This is a genomic window from Paenibacillus sp. FSL R5-0713 (genome assembly GCF_037973325.1).
In the GTDB taxonomy this organism is placed as follows: domain Bacteria; phylum Bacillota; class Bacilli; order Paenibacillales; family Paenibacillaceae; genus Paenibacillus.
In genome coordinates this window covers 1,426,006-1,450,865 of sequence record NZ_CP150229.1, presented here as the reverse complement: position 1 = coordinate 1,450,865, position 24,860 = coordinate 1,426,006, and the positions used below count along the sequence as shown (strand labels likewise).

The following is a 24,860-nucleotide window of genomic DNA, read 5'->3' as shown; positions in this document are numbered from 1 at the left end:
GAAAATCGTTCCATGTACCGCCTGCGTTTATCTATAATTCAACCAAATTTCCACTGTGGAAGCCAGCGAATCTTTACTTCTTTATGCATTTGTATACAAAATAGCCTGTAACCCCTTTTTGGGGTCACAGGCTATTTGCACTATTTGACTACTATATTGCATAATTTCACTACAAGAAAATAAAGTTTTTATTCAAAAATATGCCCCTGCTGAAGATCAGGTTCGACTTATGCCGTCACAACTTGACCGGAATCTGCCTGTTCGATTTCTTTTTTCGGACGTCTGCCATTCCAAAGGAAGTAAGCAAGCGTCAGCAGAATAGATACACCTGCATAGATACTAAGAATTCCTGCCTGATGCCACATCACATCCAGATTACCACTCGATACAACAGCTTTGAAGCCCATAATGCTGTGTGTCATTGGCAACCAAGGGCTAAATGCCTGAAGCCACGATGGAATCAGTTCTACCGGGAATGTACCTGCACTAGCCGCAAGTTGGAAGACCAGCAGCAGAATGACAACATAACGTCCAGGCAGATCCAGCCAGGTTACAAGCGCCTGAACGATCAACATGAAGGTCAGCCCTGTAATAATGGTAAACAGATAGAACAGCCCTACACTGTGCGTCTCCAGTCCAAGACCATATAACATGAAGCTTGCCACGATAACCGATTGGAAGATACTCACGGAGCCAAATACCAGTGTCCGGCTGACAAAACGATTCCAGCCTGTTGCACCAGGTACGGACGTTTCCCGCATTTTTAATACAATCGTCGAAATCAATGATCCCACAAACAGACCGATCGACAGGAAGAACGGTGTCAATCCTGTACCATAATTGCTCACGTTCTCTGCTGTGTTCTCCGAGGAGTTCACCGGTTCAGCGAACATGTTCACCACATCATCCGTTTTCTTCACTTCGGATGTTTTCTGCGCGGCATCATTCAGCTTGGTTGCCAGTTCACTTGAGCCATCTTTTAGCTCAGTAAGACCGTCAGCCAGTTTGCCTGCGCCATCACCCAGTTGCTTGGAACCATCGGTTAGTGAACTAACGCCACCACTGAGTTTGCCCACACCCGTTTGCAAAGCTGTTGTACCTGAGCCCAGCTGCTTGGCACCATTCGCCAACAATGTACCGCCACTTGCAGCATCACCCAATTTGCCGCTGAACTGCTTCAGACCATCGGAGAGTTTCTCTCCCCCTTGACTAAGCTGTCCGGCTCCAGCCAGCAATTGCTTCTGTCCATCTACCAGCTGGTCTGCACCAGCAAGTAGTTGCTTCTGACCACCATGGAGCTCGGATGCACCCGCGGCCAACTGCTGGTTGCCCTGATGCAGCTGATCTGCACCCTGTGCAAGCTTCTGCTCGCTCTCATGCAGTTGCGCACTTCCATCAGCAACCGCTTCACTCGCCGCAAGCAGTTTCTGTACATCCGCATTTTCGGCGAGTTCCGGGTTCGATGCAGCAAGCTGCTTCAATCCGGCGGCTACGCTCTGTGCTCCATCCGCAACCTTCCCACTGCCATCCACAGCCGATTGCAGGCCTGTTGCCAGTGTACCGCTGCCCTGAACGGCACTTTGCAGACCATCAGACAGCTTCGCACTGCCCTGTTCTGACGATGCCAGGCCAGCCTGCAACTTACTTGTACCATCCAGTGAAGATTGAAGGCCCGTTTCCAACTTGGCACTGCCATCCTTCAACTGATCTGCTCCGCTCTGAAGCTGGCTCGAAGCGGCTGCCTGAAGCTGTTGCAGACCCGATACAAGATTCGTTGTTCCACTTTCAAGCTTGGTCGCGCCCGTGTGCAACGCGTTAACCCCATCACTTAATGGAGAAAGTCCTTCCTGAAGTTCAAGCGTCCCGGATGCAAGCTTCGCCAAGTTATCCTTGAGCTTAACTGCACCATCATCCAGTTTGCCTGCACCGGTGTTCAGTTCACCAGCTCCATCACCTGCCTCCGCCAAGCCATCAGATACTTCGGAGAACTTGTCGAGCAAAGTCTCTGCATAGGATTCCGTTACTTTGGCTGACACTTTCGCTTTCAGATCCTTAATCGCGGTTTTACCGATCTGTGCCCCTACAAAGCTATAATTGCCATTCGGTTCATAGATCAGGTCAGCCGGTGCTGGCTTGTCATCGAGCAATGTTGTTGCTTGGGATGAGAAGTTCTCCGGAATCGTGATTTGCATATAATATTTGTCATTACTCATGCCTTCTTTGGCTTGGCTCGCACTGACAAAGTCCCATTTAAAATCTGCATTTTTCTTCAGCTCATCCACCAGATCATTACCTACATGAAGTGATTTTCCCTCCAGCTCTGCGCCTTTATCCAGATTGACAACGGCGACCGGCATCTCATCTACATGACCATACGGATCCCAATAAGCCGCCAGATAGATGCCACTATACAGGATCGGTATAAACATAATTGCAATAACAGGGATCAACACCTTCGGGTTTCTCACGGCCGATCCCACATCCTTGAAAAACACGGATAAAGATTTCATGTCATTTTCTCCCCTTAATCTCTCTGCTTCATGAGCAGGAATAACTATAATGAAATAAAATGTCGCGTTCCAGAAAAATTACCGAAACACGAAGTGACCATTTTCCTCAAACGGTCAATTTAGAGCAAAAAAACAAACCTGTCTTCCGACAAGCCTCGCTGCCATACATGTATGATAACCCTTATTTATAGTAGAATAAATTCGGATTACGTTACAGCAGCAATTCCTTCCATTAAGAAAAGGCGAAAGTAATTCTTGATTTCCTCTTTGCTCAGCGGTTGATGTTGTTTGTTCCAATCAGAGGTGAGTGCAATATACAAGCGAATCATCATAAAAGCGACCACTTGCGGATCACAATCCCGAATCTCTCCATTATCCTTCGCTTTCTCAAGCTCCCGGGCCAGAAAATCGGAAATAACTTTCTCCACTTTGTCCAAACCTTCCTTGGCCTGCAGTGTTCCAAAGTCCTTCAATTCCTGTGATAACTTAACCAGCAGCTCGTGATCACGGCGGAATTCCAACAACGCATCCAGCACCCGAAAGAGATTATCAAAAAATGCACTTTCCTGATGCACTTCACGATGTGCGATGTTCTTCATTTCCTGAATCACTTCTACCAGAATCTGATCAAACAATTGTTCCTTGTTGGTGAAAAACGTATAGATCGTTCCTTTGCCCACGTTCGCAATCTTGGCGACCTGGTCCATCGTAGTTGCTTTGTATCCAAACATGGCAAACGACTGGGCTGCTGCATGAATAACCTGCTGTCTCCTGTCAATCGGAGCCATCATATCCCTCCTTTTACTCCATTCAATGTTCATTCGTCCTACATAAATGACCAAAAATACAATTCGGTCATTCGGTCAAAATATACATTACCACCTCAGCAATAAGATTGCAACCCTAACATTTTAAATATTGTGTTAATTTTTTTTAACCGAAATGCAGTGGAAACTCCTTCTGTCGTCGTCTATAGTGTAAGATGACTCAAACATACGTATATAAATGAAGTCAGACTGTCTCAGACCAAGAGATATGGTGTAAATATTTATGGATGAAACATGATTCTGCGCTTCAATGTATATTCATGTAGTAATGTATAATTTATAGCTAACGAAAATGATGAATATCTTCATTATGAATTAAAACTTATGAATAAAGGTGAACTCATGCGAAAACCAAGAGTGCTCTTATTATCGGAAGGATTCGGTACCGGTCACACTCAGGCCGCTCATGCGCTGGCACATGGCATCAAAAAAGTCAGTCCACATGTTCACAGTCGTGTCATTGAACTAGGCAAATTTTTAAATCCAACGGTAGCTCCATTAATCTTTTCTGCATATCGAAAGACACTGTCGGTTCAACCCAAACTGGTCAGTCTGTTGTACCGCACACAGTACAACAAGTCATTAAATGGCTTTACCAAGTTGGCGTTGCATCGAATTTTCTATACACAGACAGCACAGGTCGTATCCCAACTGAAACCAGATGCGGTGATCTGTACCCATCCTTTTCCAAATGCAGTGATCTCCCGGCTCAAACGCCAGGGCCTGAATATCCCGCTCTATACCGTCGTGACGGATTATGACGTGCATGGAACATGGATTAATCCGGAAGTGAATAAATATCTGGTCTCCACCCCTCAGGTCAAAGCATTACTTGAAATTCGAGGGGTCGATCCCTCCCACATTCAGATCACGGGAATTCCTGTGCATCCTGACTTCTGGGAAGCGGGCGACAAAGTAAAGTTGCGGCAAGAGATGGGGCTTCAGAACATGCCTACCGCACTGCTTATGGGTGGAGGCTGGGGACTTTCTTTTGATGAGGATCATATGAAAGCTCTCACGTCCTGGGCAGATCGTGTTCAATTGGTGTTTTGTCTTGGTAGCAACGAGAAAATGATTGCAAAAATGAAGGAGATGCCTTGCTTCCAGCACCCTAATATTCGTATTCTGGGATATACCCGTGAAGTAAGCAAACTGATGGATGTATCCGATGTGCTAATCACGAAGCCTGGTGGCATGACATGTACCGAAGCGTTGGCTAAGCGGTTACCCATGCTGTTCATTCCTCCGCTGGCGGGTCAAGAGGAAGAGAACTGTGAATACTTTGTACAAGCCGGATACGGCCAGGTCATCCACTCTGCCGACGTGATTACCAAACGTTTCAGCCAACTCTGTGAACCTGCATCCACTCAAGCTGAAAGCCCGCTGAACGTAGCACATATTACCGGCAGCCGTTCAGCCTATGATCCAACGTGTTGCGCCCAAGCTGTTCATGATTTATTATTCCCGACGACAGCCGAAGTTACGAAAACACCCGTAGAGCGATTCTCAGCCGGAATTGCTGCCACGTCCTTGTCAGGTACCAGAATCCCATTCTAACGTCTCTATGGACCTATAGAACAGCTCTCATGAGGTGTTATAGAGGACAAGGCAAGTGCTCACGATATACAAAGAAGGTTCCCTTCCGAATTATTGGAAGGGAACCTTCTTTTATTTTCATTGATTTCGACCGTATGATTTGGCAGAAAAAAGGGTAATTTAGAGTATAACCATATTTTAAATAACGAAATAAAACTACGATTCAGGCTTTTTGAAGGGCCGTGTGAAGCACACACTGTTAACTACCCTGCCTGTTTGCAGAATTTACGGGTCGATTACTTGTAGAAAGTATGATGACCGATCGTTTTTACTTTTTTCTGCGAGCGGGCAACTGTCAGATCGTCGGCAAGCGTCAATGATAAGAAATAATACGTATCATCGGCAACTTCCTTCTTCCCGTTCAGCGCAGCATTCACTGCTTTGATACTGTCCTCGTTGGGAACCACACGTTTCAAACGTCCGTTCGCTACAGGACTGAACTGGGATTTCTGATAGATGACCTTGTAAATGGTATCGGGAAAATTGGCTGACCGCAGCCGGTTTAAGACAACATTGGCAACTGCCACTTTGCCTTCGTACGGTTCACCTTCCGCCTCTGCCATGACGATTTTTTGCAGCAGATGCAGTTCTTTATCGGACACACTGTATGACCAGGTTGCGAGTTTCGAGTCTTCCTGGTTCAGAAGTTTGGTCCGCGTAAAGTATAGTTTTTGGGGGGGAGTTGTTACAGCAGCCACCGCTTTGGCACGTTCCACTTTGGCCAATTTCAGTGCAGCTTCTTTTTTGGCTTTGGCCGCAGCTACAGCTCTAGCTTTGTTCTTGGCCTTGGCTTCTTGCAATTCCTGCTTTTCTTGAGCAGTCGTCAACCAGTTCTTCGCTGGCAGAGATTCAGTCCACGCTACGGTTTGTGTAGACAGACTTGTCCCATCTTCCATCATGCGCCTCTCTTCTTGCGCAGATGTTTGTTTATTTTGCACAGAAGCCGCAAGTTCGGTCATCTGTTTACTATCACTAGCTTCATTCCACTTCCCCGTCGCCTGAACGACATTTACCCCCACTATACATACAAGCAGCACTGATAACATCGGTGCTACCCAACGATTCTTGCTTATAATGTTCATTCGAAGATTCCTCCTGTCGAAACATTTCCCTTATCTAAGTAACCCAAAAAAAAGAATTTGAATAACGATGGCTAATATTACATAGGGATAAACGTAATGTCAATGTGATTTTATGGCATAAAAATGATTATCAGGAAAAAGAGAACGTGTCCACGACCTCATACATTGGAGATTGTCCAAGCCTTGTCACATAAAGTACAATGTCCTCCACCATCCATGAATTAACACCTGAGGTATGTTCCGGAAGCACTCCAGATACCCCTTTATTCTCATTACCTGGGAGTTGTCCCAGATATTTTCTAGCAACGGTGATGTGGGGAGCATATGGTCTTAATTCAGCTTCGAATCCAAGAGTCGATGTGGCCTGAACGATTTGTTTTTGCAGTGAAATCAACCGATCCATCTCTCCGCTAACACCCTTCCATAACACTTTAGGCGCTTCTTCAAGTCCAAATGTGCCCCAATCCGCAAGCTGAAGTTCAAACGCCTGGAATTCAACTGCTACTGAGCGCAACGCTTTCCGAAGATGTCCAATCTCACTAACAAGTGTATCCCCAAGAAATTGCAAGGTTATATGATAATCCCTATGATCTGTCCATTTACGAAAATCAAGCTTGTTCTGTACAAGCCTCGCGTCCATCTGAAGAGACTGCTGAACAGGACCAGGAAGACGAATCGCCACAAACAATCTTTCCCGTCGGGATGAATGATCCTGATGTGATTGGTTATTCATTGCATACACCTCTCTAAAGTTCGCTCTATTATTTCATAACTATACATATCGTTTCAAGTTGGGTAATTATAGAGTGACACAAAGATAACCATTTGCAAATAAGGCTAGATTCCTGCATTTACCACCTTATGCACATCCAACATCAAATCTGATACACTTCAATTATCAAACTTATCAAACTATTGATCTCAGGAGGACCACACATTATGGGTAAAATTGTATGTTTTCCATCTCTATCCGAAGAACAGAAACAACGCATTCAGAATGCCGCACCGGGGTACACCCTGACATTCGGAAAAGCCAAGGAATTGGACCCTGCTGCGTTGAAAGAGGCTGAGATTATTCTCGGTTGGTCACCTCTTGTCACTGAACATGCATTGAGACAAGACAGCCTGTTGAAGTGGGTTCAGGTCTGGTCCGCTGGTGTGGACAATCTTCCTTTTGCAGATTTGCAGCAGAAGAACATTCAGGTCACCAGTGCAAATGGAGTTCACGCCATTCCAATCACCGAAATTATTCTGGGCATGATGTTATCCCACAGCCGCTGGCTGAGACAAGCCATGTTGCATCAACAGCAATCCGAATGGAAAGCTCCCGCCAACCCCCTACCCGAACTGCACGGTAAAACAGCGGTCATCGTTGGTGTAGGTGAGATTGGAACCGAAACAGCCCGCATCCTCAAAGCACTCGGCATGCGAACGATCGGAGTTCGTCGCTCAGGCAAAGATGTCCCCAACGTGGATCAGATGTACGACATGACCGGCCTACATGAAGCCTTGAGCCAAGGCGATTATGTGATTAACATTTTACCGTTGACCGATGAAACCAAACATATATATGATCAAACTGCATTTGAGCATTTCCAATCTGGTGCATGTTTCGTCAATGTGGGCCGCGGCCCCAGTGTGAAAACGGAAGCCTTGCTGAATGCACTCCAAAACGGCCAGGTTGCCTTCGCCGCACTGGACGTGTTCGAAGAAGAACCCCTTCCGGCAGACCACCCGTTATGGGGTATGGATAACGTCTTAATGACGCCACATATCGCAGGAAGCACGGAGCAATACACGGATCGTGCCCTCGATATTTTCGTCAAAAATCTGGAAGCTTATATAGCTGGCCAGACACTTCCGCTTAACCTGGTGGATTATAGTCATAAATATTAACACAAACATCCGTTCCCATGCAATATTGTGCAAATCAGATCAACGATATCAATTGAACTAAACAATATTTACACTTACAACTCCGATGACAGAGCAACCTTCCGATCACTGTTATTCCCAGATTTTTTTGACTCACTTTTAGAAAAGTGAAAATCTGTGAATAAAGGCGAAGAGTATGCTTACGATGCAGCTTTCTTGCAGAAAGCTTTTAGCTCCGCTTCTTCAGTTTTTTCTGTCCTCTACGTTTCTCGTGTAAATCGTTAGTTCAATTAAAATGTACACAGTAAAAAACTCTACCTCTGGAAATTTCCTTAGAGGTAGAGTTTTGTTTTTTTATACTTACACACACAACCAAATATGACGTATAAACGTGCCTTTGTTTACTGTTCGGTACTCTTTTACTGTCCATCCCGCTTCCAACAAGTGCTCTTCTACCCACTCTGTGGAAACAATCACTGCCCGCTGGGTCAATCTGCGCAAGCTCTTCAGCATGTCTCGTTGCTCAGCATCTGGGAGTACAGAACAGAGATTATAGGGCATGTCCAGAACTGCTGCATCATACCGATCTTGCAGTTCATTCATATCCCCTAACGTGATTCGATCCGAATCATATCCATAATGCGGCAGATTGATACGTGCACCTCGGACAGCCAGAGGATTCAAGTCGTTACCTCTCGCATCAATTCCCATGGATAAAGCTTCAATGACAACTGTTCCCATACCGCAGCACGGATCAAGTAATCGATGGTTTTCCACGTTCGGAACAGCAATATTCACCAGCGCTCTGGCAAGCGTGATGCCAAATCCCGTCGAGTAGTTTTGCGGCTTCTGCCGATGTATCTGCCATGATCGATCAGCTTCTGTCCACTGGCCCAAGATCCATTTTTCTCCTGTTTGGATTAGGCCGAAAGTCACTTTTGGTTGCTTCATCTGTGCCTTGCCTTTAATGCACATGCCGACTTCTTTTTCCAGTTGACGAGACTGTGCATAATCAGGGGCATGATCCCCTTCTTTCAGACAAATCACCTTAAATGTCTCTTCTGGCAACAGCTGAATCTCTTTGGCAAGAGGGAGCAGGTCATTCACCGTATTGCCTTCACCGATTACATCTAATCTGCCATGGATAAAAGGACTACGTCCAGGTGATATATGTCGTTCAGACCACACATATGCTCCCCTATCCATACCGATCTCTGAACTCGGTTCAAGCAACGTATTCAGCTCCAGCATGCATAATTCACGCTCGTTCTCGTGGCAAGCAAAGGTGTAGAGGTATTTCCCAGAAGTAGTGTAACTACCAAGTGTTTCATCAGGCAAAATTCTCCTCTCCTTCCTTCATTAATCATGTTTCTTCTATATAGATAGTAGCTCAGTGTATACATATCAAATATCAGCTGTTACGAATGCTTCAGGTAGTCATTGTATACAATGTTAGACTGCTAGACAACTATCCATTTCTTTGGAGGTAACTATTTGGAAAGAAAAAAATAAGGTGTCCCCATGATTGAGGAACACCTTATTTTATTTTGAGATTCTCAACAGACCCCCAATGCATGAGCCAGTTTCTTCTATTATAAGAAGAAGGTTATATTTTTAATTTTTCAATGGATGTTAGCAAATCTTCCGATAATTCTTTCAGACTTTGAATGTTGCCACTAATCGTTTCCATGGAACTGACCTGCTCTTCCGCCGATGCAGAAACTTCTTCCACACTTGCTGCTGATTGTTCCGAAACAGCCGAAATCTGCTGACTGAAATCATTCATTCGTCCGCTTGCTTCCTGCATTCCCGCGAGGCCATCTGTCATGGTGCTGATCACACCTACCATGCCTTCCACCGATTCATTAATCGTACGGAAGAGCTGACCTGAAGCAAGTACATGTTCCTGACCCAGTTCGGTCTCCTGAACGCCTGTACGCAATTCCGCAACCACCCCTTGTGACTCCTGCTGAATATCCTCGGTAATCGCCGTGATCTCTTCGACCGAAGTCTGCACAGCTTCCGATAACTTCCGCACTTCTGAGGCCACTACGGCGAACCCGCGTCCACTCTCTCCCGCACGGGCTGCTTCAATGGAGGCATTCAATGCCAGCAGGTTGGTTTGGCGTGCAATGTCATGAATGACCTGAACCAGCTTGGAGATATCTTCATTTTTACGATTCAGCCGTTCCATTTTGTTCATGGAAGTTGAGACCGCTCCGGAAATCTGTTGCATCTGCTGAACTGACTGTTCCATCGCCTTGCGACCATTCAGCCCTTGCTCCAGTACAAGATCCGACATGACGCGTAGCTGACTGCCTTGCTCCGTATGATTCTGGATGTGATCATTCAGCACTTCAACCGTACGAGCTGATTCCACCGCTGTCTCTGCCTGACTTTCCGCAGCCTTGGCCGACTCTTCCATGGTCACAGCAATTTGGCGACTGCCAATCTTAACCTCTTCGGAGGAGATTGCCAGTTCCCCGCTCTGACGATTGACAGCTTCCGCAATTCGTCTAACGCTCAGAACCATGGAAGTCAGGTTACCTTTCATGTCATTCACCGCTTTGGCCAGAACACCGACTTCGTCCTCATGTCTGGTATGTATATCCTGTACATTCAATTGGCCTTCTGCAATCAGTTTCACCGAACTAATAACACGCAGCAGTGGTTTCACGACCTGTGAACGAATAATCGGAATACTGATCGCTGTAATGACAATCATGACAAGAACACCGATAATAATGATTATTCTACCATCCTGAACCGATCTGATCGTTTGGGCCGCCGCAATATCGGACTGTTTCTGATTGTATTCCACAAGATAATCCAGATCGACTTGCATGGCGTCAAAGGAGTCTGCACCTTTTTCAGCGACTTCCTTGGCCAGCTGTGTCTGACCCTCATCACTCAGCTTGATTGCTTGCGTATTAATCTTAAGATACGCTTCCCATTTATTCTTGAACGCATTCCAGTGTTCGAGTTCCTCCGTAGACTTTTCCTGCTGGTCATAAATTTTAATCGCCTGTGTTGTTTCACGAATATACTTGGTACGCTCTTCTAACAAAGCTCCCTTGTCCAATTTATCCGCGTCAAAGTGACGATAACTTAGCGAAAGAACGTGCTCCGTAGTGTAGTTTAACCGGTTAATTTGCTGGATTGATGGCATCCAATTGTTTGTAATCTCATTTGTGTTGGATTCGATTGAATTCATACGGGTGACAATGGTGACACTCAAAATAATCAAACAGAGGATTAACAAGTAGAACGCGATGCTGATACGCAGACCGATACTTTTGATCTTAAATCTGCTGAACATATGATTTCCCCCTTGACCTCTTCGGTCATCCCGAATTCAGGTGCTTTTGTCATTGTTTTCCCCTTCTTTTGACCTCTTGTCAAAAGAACTTATCTATATTATATCGATAGGAAAATAGACGTAAAGTATTATAACATTATTTTGTTATTAAGAAGCTTAATTTAGTAAAGTCTTGTTGAATTTTGGCATATTCTACAATAAAGAGCTGCAGCATACGGTAACATCCCGATCTGCAGCTCTCTGCTTTATTCAAATTTTAACGGTTTGCATCATAAAGTGCTTCGCCTACTTCAAGATTGCTCTGTCTTTGCTCGGCCAGCAATCGGTAAGAATTCAGCCTGCGCTCATAATCGGGTCCTGCCGTAACCAGAAGCAACCGCTCCGTATCCAGCCTGCGACTTACTTGTTCCAATTGACCCCATACCTGCTCAGGTGTACCTGCATAGTGCCGCTCAGCTTCATGAAGATCAGCACTGGCTGAATCATTCGTGCCGGAGACCTCGATACTATTCGAATTCAGCTCGCTTAAACGTTCTTTTCCATCCGCCCTGCGTCTCTCTGCCATGTCACGACTCCAGGCCAAGGCATCCGTCTCTGACTCCGCACACAATACGCTGACTGCCACCATAACTTCAGGTTCCTTCATGGTTGCACTGGGAACAAATCCTTCTCGGTATCGCCTTACAGCCTCTGTACCATCAGCATCACTCATGAATTGACCAAAGACATAGCCCATGCCGAACCGTGCCGCAAATTCTGCGCTCTTTACGTTGGTCCCCAACATCCAAAGCGATAACGGAAGCTTGGGAATCGGACGAGCCGTCACAGGATGATCCTCGTAGGTATATCGATCTTCAAGCAGTTCGGTCAGTGCTGCAAGTGATTCGGGCAGCTTGGACACATGTTGCAAGTAATTGCCACTGAGTGCCATCGTCGCATGAGGACCACCGCCAGGAGCACGTCCGAGCCCAAGCTCAATGCGCCCCGGATAGAGGGTAGCCAGGAGACGGAACGACTCTGCAACCTTGAGCGGACTGTAGTGTGGCAACAGGACCGCTCCAGAGCCAAGCTGGATCGTTGTCGTTCTTGCTCCGATGTGGGATAGCAGTACTTCGGGAGAGGCCGATGCCAGTTCAGCCATATCATGATGCTCTGATGTCCAGTATCGGGTGTATCCCCAAGCCTCAGCCTGTTGCGCAAGTGCCACGGATTGTTGAAGTGCCTGTTCCGCTGTGGCATCGTTTAACCTTGGAACAAGGTCAAGTACGCCCAGACTGAACGTCTCACTCATTCTTGTAGCCAAGCGTCTCATCTCCCTTTATATCGGTTCATTTTAATCCAGATCGTAGATGGAACCTACCTTCAGTCCATAAAGTTCATTGTATATTTTCTCGGCAAATGCATCCGTCATTCCTGCAATATAATCAATCACCATATGTTCCCAGGTCCAGATCGGTTGCGCTTTGGCCTGATCCTTCTCATACCGCTGCAGCCAGTCGGATGGAATAATGGATTTGGACGTTTCCGGATCGAGGAATGCATCCCATAATCGCTTAATCATCCACTCACTTCGCTTCTGTAGCCGTTGCACACGCAGATCACGTATCATCGTCACCCATGCAAAACTCTTAAGCACACTCACCGTACGCAGCATATCAAGGTCTTCAGCCCCTTCACGGACAAAGGTAACCTTCTTCCAGTCACCATCATCAATAACACCTAGGCTGCCTACAAAGAAACTCACCCAATAAGCTTTCACCTCACGTCGGGTACGCGAGTAATCATGCTCACAGAACGGCATCTTCTCATTCCAGATGCGCAGGAACGAAGCGAGCACCTCTTCTACCTTTTGCCCAATTGCTTCCCGAGTCCATCCGTTCCAGAACAGATCCTCCAACGTTGTAATCTTATCCACAATCAGTCGATTCACATGAGGATCTTGCAGGAAGTGCTCGTGTACTTCAATTTTGCCTGCTTTGATACCATCCTCCAGGTCATGCGAGGAGTACGCAATATCGTCACATAGGTCCATCAGCTGTGCTTCAAGCGTCTTCTTGCCTGCCGGCACGTTCCAACGTTCACGGATCTCACGAATATATTGCCACTCATGATGATACATGCCTTTCTTGCTCTCTGTCCCGGGGTACGGATACTTGTTGATTCCCAGTAATACCGCATCAGACAGGTTCAGTCCGTCGATATCCTCACGCTTCTCCAAATGCATAATGAGACGGAAATTGTGTGCATTTCCTTCAAAATGCTCATATTTCCGTTTTAGCTCGGCACGAACCTCAGACTCCACCTTGGGAACTTTGGCGCTGCGGCTTTTTTTCATAATTTTCTTAGCCTCGGTGTTAATAAGGTCATCCAGAATACCGTCTAATACTTCTTCACCTTTATGTCCAAACGGCGGGTGACCGAAATCATGTGCGATTGCAGCACACTCCACCACTTCTGAATCAATAATAAGGCCCGGGTTATCGGCACGGTCCCAGTCCACCTCGGGAAAACGACGAATCAGGCTGCGGGCAGCCTCTCGTGCAATCTGCGCCACCTCCAGGGAATGGGTCAAACGAGTACGATAATAATCCCCCGTTCCTGCGCCAAACACCTGTGATTTGCCCTGTAACCGACGGAAGGTCGGTGAATGAATGAGTCTGGAATAGTCCCGTTCGTATGCTGCACGAGATCCATCCAATTTGGTTAGTTCAGGATATTGTCTATGTTCTCTCAGATCGTTCCATTGCATGGGGATCACTCCTAGCCGACTGTCTCTATTTTGAGTGATTATACACAACATCTGTGGTTTCGAAAAGTAAAACCTGTCTGCGATTGTCATCTCTTCTTACATCAACTTGTAATAAACAGTCCTATTCTTTTATTATACCCTGCCAGACTATCATTCGTGCACCTAAATGATCATGATTCTATATTGAAAGTGACTTATGATGAAAAAAAAGTGCATGATACAGTTGGCGTGGCCGTTCCGGTTACGGATCGTTCTTATGATCGCTGTTATTCCCAAATTTCTTTGATTCCCTTTAGAAAGGGAGAAATTCGGGAATAGCATGTGCTTCCGATGCAGCTTTCTTGCAGAAAGCTTTCAGGCAAACGCTTCGCTTCTTCAGAATCGATTCCGTCCCCTTCATTACTTTTGCTGTTTAATTCACACCCAATCTAAGTGACATCACATCCCCTAGAAAAGGGGATTTCATCACATTTTTGAATGACTAAAGAATTCCATTAAGATGTTTATCCATCGCTGCAATGATAGTCTGCCTACCCCACGCCCACCCCGTTGTGGGTAAAAAAACAAAAACCGACAGGACGGAAATGCCCTGTCGGATGAATATGGTAGATGCATCGAAGTAATTTAACTTCTAGCCTTAATGCTCACGCCATTTAACTCTTGAGGCGGTGTGAATTTTTGCATCAAGGATATTATCGCACCTTTGTACGATGGGAGTTTACACCATAACCTTACAGATATCGTTAGTAAACTCTACTGGATCTTGAATTGGCAATCCCTCAATCAGCAGTGCCTGATGGTACAACAAGCTTGTGTAGAGGTTCAGTTTTTCCTGATCCTGTGCGAAAGCGTCTTTCAGCGATTTGAATACATCGTGATTCACGTTGATTTCCAGCACTTTGTCGGCTTGTACGTTTTCACTGTTCGGCATAGCTTTCAGGATTTTCTCCATTTCAATCGTCAGCTCACCTTCAGTGGACAAACATACCGGGTGGCTTCTGAGGCGTTTGGAAGCTTTAACGGCTTTGACTTTACCCGCCAATTGAGCTTGCATCGCTTCAAACAACTCTTTGTTGTCGTTATCTTGAGCGTCCGTTTCTTCTTGGTCCGCGCTATCTTCGATACCCAGGTCACCACTGGAGATGGATTTGAATTCTTTCTCCTTGTAGTTCATGATCATCTTGATTGCGAACTCGTCGATGTCATCGGTGAAGTACAGTACTTCGTACCCTTTCTCAAGAACGCCCTCGATCTGTGGCAGCTTCTCGATCCGGCTAATGGACTCACCGGATGCATAGTAGATGTACTTCTGATCTTCCGGCATTCTGGAGACGTATTCGTCCAGGCTCACGAGTTTGCCCTCTTTGGAAGACGTGAACAACAGCAGATCCTGCAATGTATCCTTGTTCACCCCATAGTCACTGTATACACCATATTTCAATTGACGACCAAACGCCTGGTAGAACTTCTCGTAGTTCTCACGCTCGTCCTTCAACAGGCTTTGCAGTTGGCTCTTGATTTTGTTCTTAATGTTCTTCGCGATCAGGCTAAGCTGACGGTCATGTTGCAACATCTCACGGGAGATGTTCAGGGACAGGTCTTCCGAATCCACCATACCTTTAACAAATCCGAAGTAATCTGGCAACAGATCCCCGCATTTATCCATAATCAGTACACCGTTGGAGTAGAGTTCAAGGCCTTTTTCATACTCTTTGGTATAGTAGTCAAACGGTGTGTTCTCCGGAATAAACAGGATTGCATTGTACACCACTGCGCCATCAGCGCTGATGTGCAAATGTTTGAGCGGTTTGTCAAAACCGTAGCGTTTTTCCATATAGAAGTTATTGTAATCTTCTTCGGTTAATTCGCTTTTATTTTTACGCCAGATCGGTACCATGCTGTTCACGGTTTGCTCTTCTTGGTATTCCTCGAACTCGTTCTCCGTGCCCTCTTTCGGACGTTGACCCGTCACATCCATCTTGATCGGGTAGCGAATGAAGTCGGAGTATTTCTTGATGATGGATCTCAGGCGGTACTCTTCCAAAAATTCGTCATACGAATCCTCTTCGGTATTTTCTTTGATCGTCAGGACGATCTCTGTACCTACGGAATCTTTCTCAGCTGGTGTGATCGTGTATCCATCTGCGCCTTCGGACTCCCATTTCCAAGCCTCGTCGCTGCCCAGCGTTTTACTTGTTACGGTTAGCTTGTCCGCCACCATAAATGCCGAGTAGAAACCAACCCCAAATTGTCCGATGATGTTATGGCCGTCTTTGGCTTCATTTTCCTTCTTAAACGCCAGGGAACCACTTTTCGCAATAACGCCCAGATTGTTCTCCAGCTCTTCCTGTGTCATCCCGATTCCGGTATCCGTCAGTGTGAGCGTGCGATTTTCTTTGTCGATGGTAAGCTTGATGAAGTAGTCCTCTTTGTTGAAAACGAGCGTATCGTCTGTCAGTGCTCTGTAGTAAATTTTATCAATGGCGTCACTGGAGTTGGAGATCAATTCTCTCAAAAAGATTTCTCTTTGCGTATAAATGGAGTTGATCATCATATCCAGCAAACGTTTGGATTCTGCCTGGAATTCTTTTTTAGCCATGAATGGTTGGACTCCTTTCAGATTTGGATATCGAATGATTGGATTGAAAATAGAAATAACCGAGATATTCCTGCGACCATTAGGAGACTCAAGAACCTTTGAGCGCTCTAGTCCTCAGATAATGTGACTCACACTAATGAGTCATTGCAAAAAATAAGTGCATTGACGTTCTGCCATGTAGCCGCTTCGGTTACGAATCGTTTTTCGGATCGCTGTTATCCCCGTATTTCTTTGATTCCCTTTTTTAAAAGGAAGAAATCCGGTTATAAAGGCGAACGCTTCGCTTCCTCCAAATCGATTTCGTCCCCTGCACTACTTTCGCATTTAATCAGGAACTTGTATGAGGATTAGAGCCTTCTATTTAGATGGAGTCTGTTGATTAAGCAAACATTTCACTTCTTCAGGTCTGTGCGTCCCTTGGCTTCGCATGTCCTACTCAGGTTCAATATCTATTTTCAAAAACAGAATCATTCCATATGTAGGCGTATAGTAAAAACATCATTTGTTAGCACTCTAATGATCGGAGTGCTAAACCCTTCCTTTTATATAACATATGGGAAAATTGGGTGTCAATACGCAGGCGGTTATTTTAACAAAAAGATCGAATACCCCTTCAACTTTGACACATCACCAATCATTTTAACGTAATCCCGCAGGTAAAACAAAAGCCGCCTCGAACCGAAGTTCGAACCGGTTTTTGGGGAAGATCGTAATCTGTCCGTTGGTATTGTGGATAGCTTTAAAACTTTTCTATTTAATGCGCCTCGGAATATCCTCGGGTTTGCAGTGTTGAGACTGACGTATCGATATGTTCGTATTGATAGGTCCGCATTGCTATTTTTGTGTTGATATATTGTGTTGATATGTCCGTTGGTATATTGGTAACTTGGTCCTGTGATTGCTTAAATGTCTTGAGAAGTATGGCTGTTACGCGCTAACGAACCTCAGAGGCGTTAAATGGCCTTTTTGGGATGAATCTGTAATCTAACGAACCCTAGACACGCTATTGCTCAATTTAATCCAATCTATGGAGCACATTCGAAAGTTTTTCACATATTAGGGTGTGTGAAGTTCGTTAGATTAGGAAATCAGCTAAAAATCGTAAAATAAGGCCTCCCAGGTTCGTTAGAGATGATGCAGAAGTTAGCATTATAGCTACACATAGGATTACGGCAGAAAGTTAGCACATACGGTTAGTTTAGAGTTATCTGTAGCGTGTAAGGTGCGGAACAGATAAAATCAGAGTACAAATTAGGGTTATAGGTTACGGTTACGGTTACGGTTACGGTTGCGGTTGCGGTTGCGGTTGCGGTTGCGGTTAGAGCTTGAGGTTAGAGCTTGAGGTTGAATATGAATACGAGTTTGAGTTTGAGTTTGAGTTTGAGTTTGAAAATTCTACTTTTTTGCCATTTTCGGATCAAGGGTATCACGGAGTCCATCGCCCATGAGGTTGAAGCCGAGGACGGTCAACATGATAGAAACGCCGGGGAAGATGAGTGTCCACGGTGCTTTTTGTATAAACTGACGGGAGTCCGACAGCATTTTCCCCCACTCCGGGTCGGGTGGTTGTGCGCCCATGCCCAGAAAACCGAGTGCAGCAGCTTCGATAATCGCCGTTCCAATCCCGAGCGTACCCTGTACGATCAGCGGAGTAAGACTGTTGGGCAAGATGTGGCGGAATAAGATCCGCCCGTTGCCCGCCCCAAGTGTCCGTGCCGACGTAATGAATTCCTCCTGTCTCAAGCTGAGTACCCGTGAACGCACCAACCTTCCGTAAGTCGGGATGTTGACGATGGCGATGGCGAGCAGTGCATTTTGCAACGACGGGCCCAGTATCGCCACAATGGCGATGGCCAGCAAAATCCCCGGGAATGCGAGCAAGATATCAAATAAACGCGAGATGAGCATGTCCGCCCATTTTCCATAAAATCCAGCAATCAGACCAAGCAGCGTACCCGCGATAATGGAACCAATGACAGAGAAGAAGCCCACCCACAAGGAAATGCGCGCTCCATGCAGCACTCTGGAAAACACGTCACGCCCCAGATCATCGGTACCAAACCAATGCTCTGCCGAAGGGGCCTGAAGCCGATCCACCAACACCTGTTCCTTGTAATCGTAAGGTGCGATATATGGCGCGAGGAAAGCCAACAGGATAAAAAATACGATAATAATCAAGCCCGCAAGTGCAAGCCGGTTTTTCCGAAACGTTCTCCACGCTTCCCGCCATGGACCGGATGTGCTCGCCGACGCAGCATCAATCGATGGTCCGGTATTAGTCGATAATTTGGCCATGCGGCGTCTCCTTTCTTGGATATGAATGATTGATGAATCTCCTATTTATAACTAATCCGAGGATCGAACACGGCGTAGAGCAAGTCCACAATCAGGTTGATGACCACGAAAAAGAATGCCACGATCAGAATGCCACTCTGGATTACCGGATAGTCCCGCGAACTAATCGCTTCATATATATAACGTCCCACGCCCGGCCAAGCAAAGATCGTTTCGGTCAACACCGCACCCCCGAGCAACGATCCGGTCTGGATGCCGATAACCGTAAGCACGGGAATAAAAGCATTTTTAAGGGCATGTCCATATACGACAAAAAACGGGCCCAGTCCCTTCGCCTTTGCAGTACGAATGTAATCGGAACTCATCACTTCCAGCATGCTGGAACGGGTCATCCGGGCAATAACGGCCATTGGGATCGTACCAAGCGCAATACTCGGGAGCAACAAATGTTTCGTTACGGTCCATAACTGATTCCATTGTCCAGCAATCATCGTATCCAGCACATACAAGCCCGTAATGGCTTCCACCGGATCACGTGCATTCATGCGCCCAATGGACGGCAGCCACTGCAATTTGTTCGCAAACAGCCATTGTTCCATCAGGCCGAGCCAGAAGATCGGCATGGATACACCCACTAGAGCAATGACCATACAACAATAATCAAACCAGGAGTTGTGCTTCCATGCGCTGATAATCCCCGCATTCACCCCGATAATGACAGCAAACAACATACTTGCCATTGTTAATTCAAGGGTTGCTGTCAGATAAGGCACAATTTCCTGGGCAATAGGCACCTTGGTGCGGATGGATGTTCCGAGGTCGCCTTTGAGCAAATCGCCCAAGTAGGCGAAATATTGCTGGAACCAGGGTTTATCCAGACCGAGCTGGTCACGAAGGGCCTGCTTGGATTGTTCGGTTGCCTTTTGCCCAAGTATGGTCTCGGCCGGATCACCCGGGATGGCGTGGATGATGGAAAAGACAATCAGGGTCATGCCCAGCAGTACGGGCAGCAACACAAGCACACGTTTGACAATATAGCTGTTCAATCCTGTTCACCTGCCTTCGACATATCGTGCAAAATAAAAAGCGCTGGCAGATACGCATGCTTTGGATAGTTACGTCCGGATGTGGGTTCTGCCAAGCATTTCGTCTCACCAGCGCTTTAATAGAAAGAAATTACACCTACTCACTCCGAGGTGCAGTGCCCTCTTCAGAGTGATTCTCCACTCTCCGTTATCCTGAAATGGATAAGTTCAGCTTACGTCTGTATTATTCGAAGTAGGCACCAGCATAGGATTCACTGCCCAGCGGAGATGGTACGAAACCTTTCAGGTTCGATTTACCCGCCAGAATTGGCGTGGTGTGCACAAGTGGAATCCAAGGTGCGTCTTCCTTGATAATCATCTGCGCTTGTTTGTACAGCTCGGCACGTTTATCCTGATCCGTTTCTTTCTGCGCATCCGTCAGCAGCACATGCAACTCTTCGTTCACATAGAAGCTACGGTTGTTGCCCGGAATGGCGTCTTTGTCCAGCAATGTGTACAGGAAGTTATCCGGGTCCCCGTTATCCCCCGTCCAACCGAGCATGTAGATATCGTCTTTCTCCCCGGCTTTGGCATCATCCAGATACGTCGCCCATTCTGGGGATTCAATGTTGGTGGTCACGCCGATTTTCTCAAAATCAGCCTGGATCGCTTCCGCTACTTTCTTGCCATCAGGCATATACGGGCGGGATACCGGCATGGCATAGAAGGTTACCGGATCAGGCAAACCGTCAGGGAAGCCAGCTTCGGCGAGTAGAGCTTTTGCTTTTTCCAGATCATATGGGTAATCCTCAATGGTATCGTTGTATCCCCACAGCGTTGGCGGCATCGGGTTGACAGCAGGCTCAGCTTGTCCAGCAAAGAACGCATCAATAAGTGCCTGCTTGTTCACCGCATGGTTGAGGGCTTGTCTGACTTTGACATTATCAAATGGTTTCTTCTTGAAGTTAAAGCCGATATACGCCACGTTGAACGGTGGACGCTCAATCTTCTGCAACTCACTGTTGCCTTCAAGGATGGACAGATCGTCCGGGTTCAAGTCTTCCATGACATCAATCTCGCCGTTTTGCAGGGCATTGAAGCGAGCGGTATTATCCGGAATCGAACGTACGATAACTTTGTTCAGCTTCGGCAGTCCTTCTTTCCAGTAATCCGCGTTTTTCTCCAAGGTGATGGAGTCGTTACGCTTCCACTCTTTGAATACAAATGGGCCGGTGCCCACAGGCTCGCTTTTGAAGTTTTCTTTTTTCTCCTGAATCGCTTTTGGGCTGGCAATGCCAAATGGCGTCATCGCAATATTTTGCAGGAAAGGCGCTTGTGGCTGGTTCAATGTGAACTCCACCGTGGTCTCGTCCGTCGCCTTCACTTCCTTGATCACACGTCCGTCCTCTGGACCAAACATGGAGTCGTAATAATCGAAGGAGTCTCCTTCGAATTTATATTCACTCGCCGGATCTCCCCAGCGGTTGAAGTTGAACACAACAGCCTCAGCGTTGAAGTCAGTTCCATCATGGAATTTCACACCGGACTTCAGCTTAAACACATACTTGAGTCCATCCGCCGAAATCTCCCAGCTCTCTGCCAGTCCAGGAACGACTTCTGTTCCGCCTTCCTTGTAATCCAGCAACGAGTCAAATACCTGATGTCCAATCTTCAGCGACTCTCCATCGGTCACAATCGCCGGATCGAGTGCAACGGAATCCCCACCACGTCCCATAATCATCGTATCTTGCGCTTCTGTCACTTCGGCTGGCGGCTCGCTGCCTTCCGCCGGAGCAGGTGAATTCCCAGCCCCCTCATTGCTCGAACAGCCTGACAACACCAAGACGGTACTCAAAGCCAGAGTCAAAAAACCGGACATCCATTTCTTTCTCATTCGCATACGTACAACACCCTTCCCTGTCTCATAATGTGTGTGATGCTGGCATGAAAAAACTTCAATGTTAGCCATTGGTTCGGTGCTTGCTTGTATCAATGAAAGGCTTTAGGTGCCTGTGATACCTGAATTAAAGTTCCGGGAGAAGTGAGGCATGTATATGAAACGTAAAAAAGTATGGGAGACAGTTGAACAATGGATATAAGTAAAAATCAGATCATCCTGCGCATGGATTACGGATATGGACGATCACTTTTATAGAAAAGAAAAAGTACAACGAACAAAGTATCTTGTAGGATGAATCTGTCGGATGGAATGAGATCGTTGCGATTTATTTGAACTAAGGTCAATAAGCAACAGCGAATGGTCACGGACTCGTAAGAGCAAGTTCAAGTCAGTGGATTCAATATATAAATAGGATATGGATACTACGCTGCTGGGTACCAATAACGTCTGTTCCTTGAGCGGGTCGCGGGTCCTCTTCAGTATGCAGTGTGGGAGCTGGACTAGGTATCGTTTGCAATACGGACGAAAGAAACTCAACATAGGCTAGGTTGTTTAGATCGTGTAAGTATTTTTAATACGGTGGTTGTCTCTTGCAGATTGGATGTGTAAAACGTATGAACGAGTCATCTTGAGATGTTGGATTGTACAACAGGGAGACATTACAATAACTTCATATGTTATGGTTTTGTCATGATGAGGAGGATTGTGTAAATAAACTGTGGTGAAAAACAATTTCGTGTAACTTACTTTACATCACATTAATCAATTAGACAAGAGATTTACAGACATAAGTCTTCAACTTTATTATATGCGTTAATATTACTTACACAAAGCACAAAAAAGGAACACAGTTCGACAAAAAGCGTCTCGTGTCCCTTCTCCATTCCATCCACAATCAGATAAAATTAATAAATAAATTTGCTGAAATTCAGCTTACTTTTTAAACAAACCTCTGCGATGCATCACAGTAATGAAACGGTAAAAATCATAACTCGCCCCATTATCAATGCTGAACAATGGATTTTTGGTGTCATATGCCAGCGCTGCATCCACAGCTGCTTTTGCCCATACTGGAACTTCCATTTGCTGACGCGCCTGCAGTTTGTCGACTTGGGATTTGAGCGCATCAAACGCTGCTTTCTCTTCGGCTGTCATCGGTTCGCCCCCTTTCGGTGGTTCGGTTGGTGGATTCGGATTACTTGGATTCGTTGGATTGGTTGGCTCCGGAGGTTTCGGAGTGGCTGCTGCGTATCTTGCTCTGAGTTGTGCCGCTGTTCCCTCGAATTCATTCATATCCACGTTGCCGCTGATGCCATTCACCTTGCCCGAATCCGTGTACTGCCAGAACGTCCAACGCTTCCATGCCGGCTGGTCATCCGGTACACGGGTGCTGCTGTAACGTGCGATCCACAGATCGTATGAGCTGAGTGATGTATCAAAATTCCCGGCAAATGAATTGCCCGTGTATATGATCGGTTTTACACCTGACAGACGTTGTAGTTCGGTTAAAAAAGCTTTGGCAACTGTATTCATTTGCGCTTTGCTCAAGTTGCCGGGGTTGTTCTCGTAGTCCATGACGGGTGGCAGTTGTAACGCCTTGGCGCCTCCAACTTTGTTCAGTGTATTGGCGTAATGCGCCGCTTCTGCTTTGGCACCATCGGTAGAGGTCGCACGGAAGAAATGGTAGGTTCCCACCAGCATACCCGCCGCCAGTGCGCCTGTTACATTTTTCTGATAATTTGGATCGGTATAGGTCTGTCCCTCGGTTGCCTTGATGAATACAAATGTCATGCCACTTGCCTTCACTTTGGCCCAATCAATATTGCCTTGGTACCGGGAGACGTCAATGCCCTGTGTGTTGCCCGAACTTCTCGTTTGCATGTTTCTCACACCCTTTATGCGGCAAATTGCCGTTTGTATATAGTTAATGCGGTTGAGTTAGAGGTTGCTTGTGTGCGTGTCCCTTGATGTGTTGGATATTACCAATTCATTCAATAGTAAATCCATATTGTATCTGTTAGACTACTCCTATTAGATAAAGAATCATTAATACAGATTGTAAAAACACTTCATTGGAGGTAAAAATTCTTTGAAAAAGCTATTAACTGCCGTACTCAGTCTAACCGTTCTACTATCTGCAACTTCAGCTGTTGTCATTCAGCCAAGCGCCCAGGCTGCTACCAAAAAGAAAGAAAGTACATACCAAGAGAAAATGGCTTACTACAAAAAACAAATCAAAAAAATCAAAGGGCAAATTGAAACGTTGCAGGCCAAAAGAGATTATCTTGAAACTTCTTCAGCAGCATACAGAGCTAGTCTTATGAAGGAAAACTCTTACTTGGATCAGTTAATTTATTACTATAATCTTATTGATAAGCTCAAAAAATAGTAAGTACAGTATATGAGTATAGGAAAATGCTAAAGCACCCGGATTGGGTGCTTTTCTCATTCCAACTTTACTTTTATCCATTCTTTCTTTATCTACATTACTAGAGAGATAATTGACTAAAATGCTAGTCACTTTTTTCAGTAGTTGGACTACTATGCTCTGTTTTCTTTTCTACTAACTTCATATCCCCGTCAATACTATTGAATCCCTGCTTGTTGTCTTCTGGTGGGGGACTAAAAGGTACATGATTAGAAATGGTGCCCTCTCCCGCCTTCCCCTTGAGTACTTCAATCGCCTGTCGGATTGCTGGCGGGATTGGAGCGCCCAACTTACCCCCATTTTCAATAATGGACAACAACTCATTGGCGATATAAAAAAAGGCGACCGCATCCCTGAACAAATGTCCGTCTCCCAGAACACCGTCCACCAGATGAGCCACCGATACCATTGCAAATATAAATACCTTTCGGGCGATGCCGAACATGCCGACATTGCTCTCTAACTTGCCAGTCATACCCGCCGCCGCGATGCCTGTTAGGTAGTCGAGGATGACGAACACAAGTAGTACGCCCAGGACGCCTGACCAACCTCCGAAGAAGTAGGTTACTGAGCTGCTCATGAGTGCAATTCCCCATTTCCATAGGGTGTCCCATCGTTCCATGGTTTCACCTCCTCTAATATTCACTTTTGTAAA

At 46.0% G+C, this 24,860-nt stretch carries 17 protein-coding genes; 3 read left to right on the top strand and 14 right to left on the bottom strand.

The features are described 5' to 3' along the window. Window positions 1-227 precede the first annotated feature (227 nt). Both MKZ12_RS06330 and MKZ12_RS06325 read right to left on the bottom strand, forming a co-directional pair. The gene (locus MKZ12_RS06330; protein ID WP_339259397.1) at window positions 228-2,510 is read right to left on the bottom strand and encodes a YhgE/Pip domain-containing protein; all 2,283 of its coding nucleotides are present in this window, start codon (window positions 2,508-2,510) and stop codon (window positions 228-230) included. Between the two features lie 206 nt (window positions 2,511-2,716). Continuing rightward, window positions 2,717-3,298 carry a TetR/AcrR family transcriptional regulator gene (locus MKZ12_RS06325; RefSeq protein WP_339240260.1) on the bottom strand — a complete coding sequence of 194 codons (582 nt, stop codon included), beginning with the start codon at window positions 3,296-3,298 and terminating at the stop codon, window positions 2,717-2,719. A gap of 381 nt (window positions 3,299-3,679) precedes the next feature. Between MKZ12_RS06325 and MKZ12_RS06320 the strand changes: the two genes are divergently transcribed. Further along, a complete protein-coding gene (locus MKZ12_RS06320) occupies window positions 3,680-4,894 on the top strand; it encodes a glycosyltransferase (protein WP_339259396.1) in 1,215 nt (404 codons plus the stop codon). A 275-nt stretch (window positions 4,895-5,169) separates the two neighbouring features. Here the strand turns inward: MKZ12_RS06320 and MKZ12_RS06315 are convergent, their stop codons facing one another. After that, the gene (locus MKZ12_RS06315) at window positions 5,170-6,015 is read right to left on the bottom strand and encodes a cell wall hydrolase (RefSeq protein WP_339259394.1); all 846 of its coding nucleotides are present in this window, start codon (window positions 6,013-6,015) and stop codon (window positions 5,170-5,172) included. Between the two features lie 130 nt (window positions 6,016-6,145). Continuing rightward, a complete protein-coding gene (thpR, locus tag MKZ12_RS06310) occupies window positions 6,146-6,748 on the bottom strand; it encodes an RNA 2',3'-cyclic phosphodiesterase (RefSeq protein WP_339259393.1) in 603 nt (200 codons plus the stop codon). Window positions 6,749-6,954: 206 nt separating this feature from the next. Here thpR and MKZ12_RS06305 point away from each other — a divergent pair, with 206 nt between their 5' ends. Next, window positions 6,955-7,911: a D-2-hydroxyacid dehydrogenase gene (locus MKZ12_RS06305; protein ID WP_339259392.1), complete on the top strand. Its 957-nt coding sequence runs from the start codon at window positions 6,955-6,957 to the stop codon at window positions 7,909-7,911. A 339-nt stretch (window positions 7,912-8,250) separates the two neighbouring features. Here MKZ12_RS06305 and MKZ12_RS06300 read toward each other — a convergent pair whose 3' ends face one another. The 9 genes from MKZ12_RS06300 to MKZ12_RS06260 all read right to left on the bottom strand — a co-directional run bounded on the left by MKZ12_RS06300 (window position 8,251) and on the right by MKZ12_RS06260 (window position 23,658). After that, window positions 8,251-9,228, bottom strand: a complete 978-nt coding sequence (locus MKZ12_RS06300; RefSeq protein WP_339259390.1) for an RNA methyltransferase — start codon at window positions 9,226-9,228, stop codon at window positions 8,251-8,253. Window positions 9,229-9,496: 268 nt separating this feature from the next. Then, window positions 9,497-11,209 carry a methyl-accepting chemotaxis protein gene (locus MKZ12_RS06295; RefSeq protein WP_339259389.1) on the bottom strand — a complete coding sequence of 571 codons (1,713 nt, stop codon included), beginning with the start codon at window positions 11,207-11,209 and terminating at the stop codon, window positions 9,497-9,499. 256 nt (window positions 11,210-11,465) lie between these two features. Further along, window positions 11,466-12,500, bottom strand: coding sequence for an MsnO8 family LLM class oxidoreductase (locus MKZ12_RS06290; RefSeq protein ID WP_339242950.1), 1,035 nt, complete (start codon window positions 12,498-12,500; stop codon window positions 11,466-11,468). 42 nt (window positions 12,501-12,542) lie between these two features. Continuing rightward, window positions 12,543-13,958: a dGTP triphosphohydrolase gene (gene dgt, locus MKZ12_RS06285; protein ID WP_105597648.1), complete on the bottom strand. Its 1,416-nt coding sequence runs from the start codon at window positions 13,956-13,958 to the stop codon at window positions 12,543-12,545. A gap of 718 nt (window positions 13,959-14,676) precedes the next feature. Next, on the bottom strand, window positions 14,677-16,557 hold the full coding sequence (gene htpG, locus MKZ12_RS06280; protein ID WP_339240249.1) for a molecular chaperone HtpG: 1,881 nt from the start codon (window positions 16,555-16,557) through the stop codon (window positions 14,677-14,679). A gap of 1,395 nt (window positions 16,558-17,952) precedes the next feature. Next, window positions 17,953-18,852 (bottom strand): nickel transporter permease, encoded by a 900-nt coding sequence (gene nikC / locus MKZ12_RS06275; RefSeq protein ID WP_124117053.1) that lies wholly within the window; start codon window positions 18,850-18,852, stop codon window positions 17,953-17,955. 41 nt (window positions 18,853-18,893) lie between these two features. Next, complete coding sequence (locus MKZ12_RS06270) at window positions 18,894-19,898, bottom strand: ABC transporter permease (protein ID WP_339259388.1); 1,005 nt, start codon at window positions 19,896-19,898, stop codon at window positions 18,894-18,896. Between the two features lie 223 nt (window positions 19,899-20,121). Then, a complete protein-coding gene (locus MKZ12_RS06265) occupies window positions 20,122-21,771 on the bottom strand; it encodes an ABC transporter substrate-binding protein (RefSeq protein ID WP_339261337.1) in 1,650 nt (549 codons plus the stop codon). 939 nt (window positions 21,772-22,710) lie between these two features. After that, window positions 22,711-23,658 carry a glycoside hydrolase family 25 protein gene (locus MKZ12_RS06260; protein WP_339259387.1) on the bottom strand — a complete coding sequence of 316 codons (948 nt, stop codon included), beginning with the start codon at window positions 23,656-23,658 and terminating at the stop codon, window positions 22,711-22,713. A gap of 208 nt (window positions 23,659-23,866) precedes the next feature. On the opposite strand from MKZ12_RS06260, the gene MKZ12_RS06255 reads away from it, so the two are divergent. After that, entirely contained in the window at window positions 23,867-24,166 is a 300-nt protein-coding gene (locus MKZ12_RS06255) for a hypothetical protein (protein ID WP_339259386.1), read from the top strand. Window positions 24,167-24,290: 124 nt separating this feature from the next. Here the strand turns inward: MKZ12_RS06255 and MKZ12_RS06250 are convergent, their stop codons facing one another. Continuing rightward, complete coding sequence (locus tag MKZ12_RS06250) at window positions 24,291-24,827, bottom strand: phage holin family protein (protein WP_339259384.1); 537 nt, start codon at window positions 24,825-24,827, stop codon at window positions 24,291-24,293. Between the last annotated feature and the right edge of the window lie 33 nt (window positions 24,828-24,860).